The sequence below is a fragment of the Staphylococcus sp. MSU001 genome, from assembly GCF_052976705.1.
The window spans coordinates 1-10,085 of record NZ_JBRIKK010000036.1 but is presented as its reverse complement, the minus strand read 5'-3'; the positions used below and the strand labels follow the sequence as shown (position 1 = coordinate 10,085).

The 10,085-nt window shown below is 27.3% G+C and carries 11 protein-coding genes; all 11 read right to left on the bottom strand.

Annotated elements, in window-relative coordinates; genetic code table 11:
• Window positions 1-190 precede the first annotated feature (190 nt).
• Window positions 191-802, bottom strand: coding sequence for an NDxxF motif lipoprotein (locus ACVBFA_RS11455; protein ID WP_447158854.1), 612 nt, complete (start codon window positions 800-802; stop codon window positions 191-193).
• Window positions 799-1,368, bottom strand: coding sequence for an HAAS signaling domain-containing protein (locus ACVBFA_RS11450; protein WP_447158853.1), 570 nt, complete (start codon window positions 1,366-1,368; stop codon window positions 799-801). Before ACVBFA_RS11450 ends, ACVBFA_RS11455 begins: the two co-directional genes overlap by 4 nt.
• Complete coding sequence (locus ACVBFA_RS11445) at window positions 1,361-1,684, bottom strand: PadR family transcriptional regulator (RefSeq protein ID WP_011117500.1); 324 nt, start codon at window positions 1,682-1,684, stop codon at window positions 1,361-1,363. Before ACVBFA_RS11445 ends, ACVBFA_RS11450 begins: the two co-directional genes overlap by 8 nt.
• Window positions 1,685-1,763: 79 nt before the next feature.
• Window positions 1,764-3,476: an ABC transporter ATP-binding protein gene (locus ACVBFA_RS11440; RefSeq protein WP_447158852.1), complete on the bottom strand. Its 1,713-nt coding sequence runs from the start codon at window positions 3,474-3,476 to the stop codon at window positions 1,764-1,766.
• Window positions 3,477-3,548: 72 nt separating this feature from the next.
• Window positions 3,549-3,668: a class III lanthipeptide gene (locus ACVBFA_RS11435; protein ID WP_192573743.1), complete on the bottom strand. Its 120-nt coding sequence runs from the start codon at window positions 3,666-3,668 to the stop codon at window positions 3,549-3,551.
• A 38-nt stretch (window positions 3,669-3,706) separates the two neighbouring features.
• Window positions 3,707-3,832, bottom strand: coding sequence for a class III lanthipeptide (locus ACVBFA_RS11430; RefSeq protein ID WP_447158851.1), 126 nt, complete (start codon window positions 3,830-3,832; stop codon window positions 3,707-3,709).
• Window positions 3,833-3,841: 9 nt separating this feature from the next.
• Window positions 3,842-6,400, bottom strand: coding sequence for a class III lanthionine synthetase LanKC (gene lanKC, locus ACVBFA_RS11425; protein ID WP_447158850.1), 2,559 nt, complete (start codon window positions 6,398-6,400; stop codon window positions 3,842-3,844).
• Between the two features lie 59 nt (window positions 6,401-6,459).
• The gene (locus ACVBFA_RS11420; RefSeq protein ID WP_177244154.1) at window positions 6,460-6,603 is read right to left on the bottom strand and encodes a class III lanthipeptide; all 144 of its coding nucleotides are present in this window, start codon (window positions 6,601-6,603) and stop codon (window positions 6,460-6,462) included.
• 11 nt (window positions 6,604-6,614) lie between these two features.
• Window positions 6,615-7,226, bottom strand: a complete 612-nt coding sequence (locus ACVBFA_RS11415; RefSeq protein WP_447158849.1) for a hypothetical protein — start codon at window positions 7,224-7,226, stop codon at window positions 6,615-6,617.
• Window positions 7,227-7,354: 128 nt separating this feature from the next.
• Window positions 7,355-8,029, bottom strand: a complete 675-nt coding sequence (locus ACVBFA_RS11410) for a DUF536 domain-containing protein (protein ID WP_447158848.1) — start codon at window positions 8,027-8,029, stop codon at window positions 7,355-7,357.
• Between the two features lie 669 nt (window positions 8,030-8,698).
• The coding region (locus ACVBFA_RS11405) for an oleate hydratase (protein ID WP_447158847.1) at window positions 8,699-10,085 on the bottom strand (1,387 nt) is incomplete at its 5' end.

The window sequence follows — 10,085 nt, the reverse complement described above, 5'->3', positions numbered from 1 at the left end:
GACGAAAAAAATAGTACCCCTTTAGGGGTGCTGGGAAAGTAGTGCAGTTGGCTGACCTATCAGTGCCCTTTTAGGGCTGGCCAGTAAGAAAGGCTTATAGCCGTAGAACAAACCACCCGTGTGAATGGGTGGTTTTGATTTAAATTATTATGATTCTAACTGTAAAAATAAAAAGTTGATGAATAAGTAATTATTTTTTAAAGGCTTTAGTTGTAATATTTTTTTCATTTAAGAATTTTTCTATTTTAGATTGCTCTCTTCCATTCACTATTGTACTATCATCTTCGATTTCTCCAATATCTTTAATTGATACTTTTTTTTGATTTATACCTTTGTCTATTATTTTGTCAATTTTCTTTTCCAAATTTTGGGAATATTTATTAGAATGAGAAATGTATTTACTTATTCTTTCTGTGTCTTTTCTGTAACTTTTAGGTAATTTGTTGCTTTTTATATAGCTTTTAAAATTTTTATCATTTTTTTGATTTAAATTATTTAACTTCTTAAGTTTTTTAATTTCGTTTTGACTCAGCGATTCTTCAGAATCTATTTTATCTTCATAGTATTCACTAGCTTCAGATAATTCTTCATTTTTATCTAAATACAGTTTTATTGATTTTCTAATTTCATTTTCTGTTATATATTGTCCATTTTTATTCTTATCAAATATTTTTTTAGGTAATGGTTTTTCTACTATTTTATCTTCGCTATTTTCCTTAGAATTATTATTATCTATAGAATTAGAGCAACTCACTAAAATAATTGAAAAAATCAATAATAAATATATATATATATATTTCACTTTAATTTCTCCTTTTTATATACATCTATATTCCAATTCAAATAAAGAACCAAAAGTTTCAAGAAATATTTAGCAATAAAATAACCAATAAAGGCTAATATAATTCCTAAAACTACCCCTTTAATAACTTCGAAAATGTCTCCTGTATTAATAGTGTCAAAGCCATTTATACAACCCATTACTAATAATATTATTGGTGAAAAAATCATTATTGGAACCGCAATAAAGTAAGCTAGTACAAAAGGTAAGAGTAATAAAAAAATAAAAAAACTAATTATTATTAAAAATAAGTTGAAGATACTAAGTCCCATAATAGAAAATGCTGCAGAAAATATGCTTTTAACACTTTTTTCCTTTTCTATTTTATATATTGAATTTACAGCATTTATCTCTTTAGCTACCTTTATAGGATTACCTAGCTCTTTAATAATTTCCGCATCATCCTTATTATCTTTATATCCACTAATAAAATGCGATTCATATTCATTTAAAATATCTTCTTTTTCCTTAGCATCTACTTTCTTAATTCCTTTTTTAATGACTCTTAAATACTCTTCTTTATTCATGAAGACCACTCTCTTTCACAAACATATTTATTGCTTCAGTAAAGTTGTTCCATTCTCTGAGTAGTAAATTTAAACGTACATTACCTTTACTAGTTATACTATAATATTTTCTCGAAGGCCCCTCTTTAGAGGGGGTATAGTAACTTTCCAAATATTCTTCTCTTACAAGCTTACGTAGCAAAGGATATATAGTACCCTCAGATATAGCTATCCTATTAGTTATAATTTGACTTAATGAGTACCCATATTGATCTTCCTGTTTTACAATTAATAAAACTAATAATTCCAAGGCGCCTTTTTTAAATTGAATATTCATTAAATAATGCCCCTCTCATATAAGTTATACTAACTACTGTATATAGTATAATACCTTATTTTAAACTATAGGTAAAGTACTAAGCCTCATTTTTAATGAATTTTTTATATCTTTCATTGTTTTTCAACAACTCACCATGTTTTCCTTTAAAAATAATTTTCCCATTTTCTATAAATAATATTTGTTCGTCTTCTTTTAACTCATGCATATTGTGTGTTATTTTTAAAACAGTTTTATCTTGTGTTATTTCAGATATAGAGTTAATAATTTCAGATTTGGATTCATTATCTAGATTTGAAGTTGCTTCATCTAATAAAATAATATTAGGATTTTTTAAAAGTACTCTCCCTATATTAATTCTTTGTTTTTCGCCGCCTGAAAGACGATTACCACTTTCTCCAACATAACTATTAATACCATCAATTTGATTAATAACAAGATCCTTTAGCATAGTAGATTTTAAAATATCTTTAATTTCAAAATTGGTAATACTTACATTATTCAATCCATATAGTAAATTATCTTTTATTGTACCACTTATAATAGGTATATCTTGGCTAACTAATCCTATATTGTATCTTAAATTTTGAGTGTTGATATCATTAATGTCTATACCATCTATAGTTATACTTCCACTGTTTATATAATAAAATTTTTCTATTACATTTAATAATGTTGTTTTTCCAGATCCCGAAGGACCTATAATTGTAAGAGACTCCCCTTTATTTAATTTAAAAGAGATATTATCAAGGATTTTTTTTTCTTTAAATTCTAAACTTACATTATCAAATATTAATTTATCCTCTAACTTAAAATTATATTTATATGTATTGTTAGCATTTTCAATATCCTTACTAAGGATAACAGTTAAGCTTTTAAAAGCTCCATTAGATTTATGATATTCTCCTATAAAACTACTTATTGAACTTATCGGACTCATTAACTGGAATGAGTAAATTATAAATGCAATAAGAGTACTTAAAGTTAAAGTATCATTTTGAATTCGATATGCGCCATATCCAGCTATAATTAGTAAGCCAAAAATAAGTAAAAGGTTCACTAAAGGAGATACTAAAGACATAACCTTACTTTCATATAAATTTACTTTAAATAAATTATTTATGTATCTAGAAATGCTTTTACTCTCAGATTGTTCTGCAGTAGAAGCTTTTACCATCCTAATATTTTTAAATGTTTCTTGAGTTTTTGATATAAAATTGGATATTTCATTTTGTTGTATCTCTCCTGTATTTTCTAATTTTTTCATTAATGGAAATATAATTCCAAATATTACAGGAGATATAAGTAAAATTAGTACTGTCAATTTCCAGTCTAATAACACTATTAAAAAAACAGCCCCAACAATCATAACTAATCCATTAATAACTTTAGGAATATGAAATGTTATTAAATCTTTAATTACTTCTGTATCGTTTACTAGTCTACTTGATAAGTCTCCACTATTATATTCATCGAAAAATGATATTGGATAGTTTACTATTCGATCATAAATATTTTGTTGTAAGTCTTTTATAACTATATTTCCAAGTTTAGCTATTAAATACTCATTTATAGATTCCATAACTGACCTTAATATTAAAAACAAAATTAAATAGCAAATAATAAAAACACTCACTTTATTTTTTTCAAGTTCTGTTATAATATTTTTTATTATTAAAGGAAAATATAAAGAAGCTAATGTGAAAATTAAAGAAATGATAATTATAACTGCCAAATAAATTTTCTTGCTTTTATTATCAATAGCTATTTTTAAAATATTGTATACATTCAAATTAAACAACTCCATAAAAATTGAGACAATAAGATGGTATTTTTAATACGATCTTATTGCCTCTTTTAATTTCTAGCAAATAAACCAGCTAGAATGACTACTATTCTTACAGTTTTGACTTTTTGAAGATTTAGCTTTTAATTGTACTTCTTTTGAAACGGTTTCTTGTTGCAAAGATAATACTTTGTTCATAGTTAACTCACCTCCTTAATCAGGAATATCACACAAACTTAACAGAAAAACCAACTAGTGTTACTAGAAGGAGCACATCCCCAACTAGTACTAGATTGTTTTCTTGTTGGCTTCTTTTTACCAGTTTTGCTTCTCATTTGCTGTAAATCCAATACATTTTTCATATACCAACTTCACCTCCTTGTAATTTTATTTAAATTTATAAGCTTATCTATATTAAGTAAAGGTAACCATGAAAAATAACTATTATTAATAATATCCTCAACAACTGTTAACAATCCTGCAGTTCCTGACATAAGATCAGATGAAACCCTAAAACATGAATCTCCCGGTAAATAAATACAATTTTCTGTTTCAATTAAATGTAAATTTAATGTAAATAAAGAAGAATTAGTCAAATCTTCTTTATTTAAATAGTTATCTAATAAATTACTTATAGCTACTATACCGGTAGTACCTTGAAATAATCCTCCATTGAAAAATGTTTTACTTTTAGCTATTTTTGATATACCTTCTAACTCTTTTCTCCATATCGATTCATTTACTATACTTTCATATGCAATCATAGGTATTGCTAAACCAGCGCCACCACTAGATAGATAAGGCAGTATACGAAAATCGTCATCTACTTGAAATAGTCCAGTATCATCAAATAATGTCTTTTCTAACTCTTTGTTCAACATTTTACGAGAAAGATGTAACCATTTTTCGTTATTAGTTGCTCTATATAAACATGACATAAATAAAGAAGCACCTGACCAACCAGTTAGGAATCCTTTATCAACTATATCATAATCAAAAGTATACACAGGTGTATTATCTTTGAAGTTATTCTCAAGCATTTCACCTATTTTTTTACTTTCATCTAAATAAATATTTTCTTCAAGCTCATAATATATACTTAAAAAACCTAAACCTAAACCGCTTAAACCTGATGCCAATGAAATATCTTGGTTGCTATCTTCAATATTAATAGTTTTAATTATTGTTGCTGCTTCTTTTATATATCCAGATTCTATTAGTACATTTGCTATACCTATTTTCCCAGTATATAACCCATTTTCTAAATGCCCCAAATTGGAGTAATCTATACTCTTAATCCATTTATCAAATTTTTCATCCCATTCTCCAGACCTTTTAACCGCCATAATCACACCAAATCCACCAGTCAAAACATTCCACTTACCAGAATTCATTTCATACTGTCTTATATCTCCATGCATAAGCAATTCTTCATCTCTTAGATCATTCTTTATACAATTTATAAGTTTTTCTTTAACAGATAGTAAATTAAAATTTCTGACTGTTTTATTTTGAGAAGTGATAAATTCTTTCATTGGTCTAGAATTTTGATATTTGCATATATTTTCTATTTTTTTTATAATATGTAAAGCTTCTTGTCCAAAAGTTGATTTAATCCAACTATTATGAACACTGTCCAAATTATGAGAAATATCTTGTACGCTTCCTATAGGAATAAACATTTGCTTAGCAATTCTTAGTACAGCAAACCAGTCTCCTTGGCCTTTGTTCATTTTAGGACTACCTATAAAGCCAGGAGTCATTACACTGGATAATGAATCATTAATAGAACCTGCAGTTTCAAAATCTATTAATCTTATTTTTTCTTCCTTACTTACTATAATATTAGCTGGTTGAAGATCTCCAAAACCTATATTTAAATTGTGGAGTTCTTTTATAGCTTTAATTAATTGATTTAAGATATTAATTGAAGATTTTACATAATTTTCATTATTAGATTCTGATGAAAATGGATATTTGTTAACCATCCAAATCGACAAAGAATCTCCTTCGATATATTCTTCTACAATAAATTTATGCTCCCAAGCTGAAAAAGAATCATATATTTTGGCTGGATAATTTGCTTTCATAAGCTTCTTCAATACTTTCCCTTCGTTTTCAACTCTTTCAAAAGCATCAATATTATCGAAGCCTGTCGATGTGTGTGGACGACCTTCTTTTAACACAACATTACCCCATTTATTATGTTCCGCTAAATAAACCCCACCGCCATTACTAAAATGCAGAGCCTCTTTTATGTTGTAGTCATCTAAAGGAGTTCTTTTATATTCATGATCAACTTCCAAATTCATTTTTTTTATTTCTTCGGGTTCCTCAATAAAATCAGGTAATACATAATAGGGCTTTCTTTGATCTTCTATAAGATTTCCATTTGGATCTTCTATAGCATCTAATATCTCCCCCTTATATCTAAAAGTCCTAGGCATAAAACCACCATATCTAAAATAGACATTACTTTTATACCATCTTTTATCATTTAAAATGTACGGCCCTTTAGGAAGATTAGATAGCTCATGTTCCAATTTTTTTAATAAATCTATGAATTGTTCATTTGAAGATGGGTAAATAGTAATAAACTTCCCCGAAGAACTCCGATCTCCATATTTTGAATCTTTTAACATCAATTCGTGCATACTTTTTACATATTTAAAAGATACATTTTCTTTGAACATAAGATCAGAAACTATATCTAAAGTTTTTCTAGCCTCTTTCAATTGTGTACATATATGTATTTTCCATCCTTGTTTAGGTAGATGTTGTGTATTATTGAAAACATTTGTCCAATGTTCTCCTTGGACTATTTCAAAATTATGAGGAATTTGTTTCAAATTTATAATGCCTTCATTTTCATAAGAAGGTTTTGTATAATACCGACTATTATTTATATATTTTACATATCTATAATCCACACTTAACAACTCCAAATTAGCACCAACTGATGTTTCAGTTGATGCTTTTTAATTAAATGTTATTTATTTCCTTGTGGAAATACACAGAAAACAACACTTACACTACTCTGTTTTTTACACATAACACTGGCATTTGATGCTTGGCTATTTGTAGATTTTTTTGTGCGTATACCTTGTAATTTTAGGACACTATTTTTATTCATTATTTCACCTCCTAATATAATATATGATTAATATATTTTTCATTAACATTGTTTACATTTTCAGAAAATAGAAACATTTCTTTCATATGCATACCCCAGTATGGAGCAAATGTTAATTTTTTATATTTTTTAAAAGAGAGGCTTGTATTTGTTATTTGATATGTTCCTTTTTCATCTTTATAGTACCAAGGAGATCCAGAGTAACCTTCTTTAGCTTTTAGATTTACCCCAATCATACTCGATTCGTATATATAGTCTTCGAAAGTATTAGCCTCATGACACATTAATTTTTTTTTAAATAATTTATCCTTCAAATATAAAACAGTTATTTTTTGCTCTTTATCATAAAAGAATTTGGGATATATCTTATTGTAATTGCAGTGATTTGTTTTATCTGGAATTAATATAGCAGTATCAAAATCCAAAATACCTTCACTAACCCAATTATTACTTAGAACAATTCTGTTGATATTAATCTCATTTCCTTCATAGTCAAAAAAATATATAGATTCTGCGAATTTTTTATAATGCCAATCAAAAACACTATGAGCTGCTGTAATAATTAGAAGTTTTTTTTTCCAAAAAACAACAGAAGCGTTTGACACCATCTCTTCACCATTCATTTGAACTTTTATAATACCTATATTTTTAATATGTATTATTCAACACTTCCCCTTATTTATATATTAGCATCTTAAAATTATCATTAAACATTTCTTTTTTCAATATCCATCCAAAATGCAAAATTACACTAAAATACCAAAAATACTTTTAAAAAAACCTTTTCTATGTTTTTTATTAAACTATTTACAGAATTATTACTTGTTTTTTCATATTTATTATCATCCTTAAAGAATTCACTTTCTTTTGCTATTTGTTTTTTTATTTTCTCATCTTTTTCATTAAAAGTAGCTTTTTGTACATTATTGGTCTGTTTATTACTAGTATCAAACTTAGATGTATAGTCAAGTTGCTTTTCTTCTTCTTCTAGTTTGTACTCCAATTTTTGAATTTTCTTATTACTTTCTAAAATCAATATTTGCTGATTTTTAAGTAGCTTCGACCTTTCCTGTAATTCTTTCCTATAAAATTCTATTGTCATTTTGTGACAACTTTCCTGTTTTTCAATTTTATTATTTAAAATAGACATTTTATTTTTAAGTGTTTCTATTAATTGAGTATAATTTTCAAATTTAGAATTAGTATTATCTGACTCATTGCTTTTTTCAGTGCTCGTTGTACTTTCAAAGCCATATTTCTTTTTATTTGCATTTACTCTTTGAATAATTTTTTCTATGTCGGCATCTTCTTTGATATATGAAGAGTTTTCTTGCTTTATCGTTTTTATATTTAGTCGTTTAATGCTATTAAAAATTGTTTGCTTACTAACCTGTAATTCTTCACTTAAATTTTTTACACTTTTCAAGATATCAACCCTTGATGAATATATTATTTATCCTTTTCCTTTATACTACCATTCAGGATGATATACTATATTTAACATAATCAAATCCCCCTCACTACCGGAAATAGTGAGGGGGATTGGTGTACCTATGGAATTCTCTTTATTAAACACAGTATATCATCATATATGTTAGGAATGCAAAACTATCAGAATTTTTACTGTAAGAAAATATTTAATTTGTTATATTTAATATAAAATTAAGGCAATGGAGTGATAATATTGAATATTATAAAAAGACAATGGAATAGTTAAATTAAAAAATAGTAAATGGTATATAAGGAAAGAAATATCTGGATGGGATAGTGAAAATATTAGAGAGATTCTTCCTGAAATTCTAAGTGTAAAAGTTAGATATATATCTGAAATGTTAAATTTTATAAAAAAACTAAAAAAATAAATTTTTCATTTTTTGTTCATCATTATCTCATATAACAGAATGTATTTTATAATAAAAAAACGTTATCTAGCTGGGTGTACTAGATAACGTCAGAACTCAATAGTTAGTAGATTGAGTTTTCAACATCAACGTGTCGAAATAATTAAATATACAAAGAGATATTTATGATTCTATAATATTTGTTGTTTTTATGCAATGTTTTTTCTTGCTTTTTGAGACTCACCGTGTAATTTTTATAACAACTTATGTTTGCGTAATAATTCTTCAATGAAAGTACCTTGTATTTTTTTCATCGTATTTTTCAAAACTGAACGTTTAATGAAGTTATTATTAACTAATTCAGGTAATGATTTACGATCATTTAATTGATAATAAGCATCCATAAGTACACGTGTATCAAATTCAGAAGCATACACTTCAGGTACACCTCTATCTACTTCTAATAATTGATATACAGCTTCCATAGCTGTACGTACAGAATATTCAGTTGTGAATACTGTATCACGTTCTGTTTCAGCAAAGTTACCTATAAAGGCTAAGTTTTTAGAACCATTAGGAACAACCAATGGACGATCTTTGTATGCTCTTGGCATAAAGTACGCTGTCACATAAGGCATATAAACAGGAATTGTATTGCATTCTGTTTGTGCTAATTCAACTAACTCATCTTGTGGTACTCCCATATGATATAACCATTCTTGACAGATTTCACTACCTGTACATTCTGTGATTGGCTTTTTAATGAAGTCTCCTTTAACATCAGAGTATAATGCATATATCCATACACTTACCTGATCTTTAGGTTGCTCCTTAAATTGTTGTTGACGATTGACTGTAAAACTAAGTTGCCAACTTGAATCTGCTACCGTTACAATACCCCCAGTAACGGTACGTCCAGATAACACATCACGTTTACTTAATTTTTCAATATAAGAAATCACTTTTTTATTATTAGTTGTTGTAGTTGCAGATACGAGCCAACTTTTATCTGGAATATGATCACAGAATTTTTCAGGTCTTCCAAATTCCGGACTTTGATTAGCTAAATTTTTCCATAATGTCCAACTACCTCCTAATGCTTTCGTTGGTGGAGCAGGATGGTCATTATCCCCATAAGTTGAACTTTCTGTAATACTACCGTTCGTTACAAAAACAAGATCATCTAATGTTAAAGGTATAGATTCTGTTTTACCATTTTTGTTTACAAGAATCTCTCGTGCAATTTTCGTAGATGATGTTGAATCGACCAATATATTGTCAACTTGAATACCATATTCAAAATGCACGCCATGTGACTTAAGATATTCTACCATCGGCAATACTAAAGACTCATATTGGTTATATTTAGTGAATTTTAAAGCACTAAAATCTGCCAAACCACCAATATGGTGAACAAAACGCATAAGATATCGACGCATTTCCATTGCTGAATGCCAGGGTTCGAAAGCAAACATTGTTTTCCAATATAACCAAAAATTAGAATTTAAAAAATCTTCAGTGAAAACTTCGGAAATTTTAACATCTTCTAAATCTTCTTCTTTTTTCATACATAAACTTAAAATTTCTTTAATAGCTTTTTTAGACAATGTAAAATCGCCATCAGTATCAATGCGTTTACCG

Coding starts and splice junctions, on each gene's coding strand:
- ACVBFA_RS11450 (WP_447158853.1), bottom strand. CDS start 1,368: ATGAATAAAGAAGAGTATTTAAGAGTCATTAAAAAAGGAATTAAGAAA.
- ACVBFA_RS11445 (WP_011117500.1), bottom strand. CDS start 1,684: ATGAATATTCAATTTAAAAAAGGCGCCTTGGAATTATTAGTTTTATTA.
- ACVBFA_RS11435 (WP_192573743.1), bottom strand. CDS start 3,668: ATGAACAAAGTATTATCTTTGCAACAAGAAACCGTTTCAAAAGAAGTA.
- ACVBFA_RS11430 (WP_447158851.1), bottom strand. CDS start 3,832: ATGAAAAATGTATTGGATTTACAGCAAATGAGAAGCAAAACTGGTAAA.
- ACVBFA_RS11420 (WP_177244154.1), bottom strand. CDS start 6,603: ATGAATAAAAATAGTGTCCTAAAATTACAAGGTATACGCACAAAAAAA.
- ACVBFA_RS11415 (WP_447158849.1), bottom strand. CDS start 7,226: ATGAATGGTGAAGAGATGGTGTCAAACGCTTCTGTTGTTTTTTGGAAA.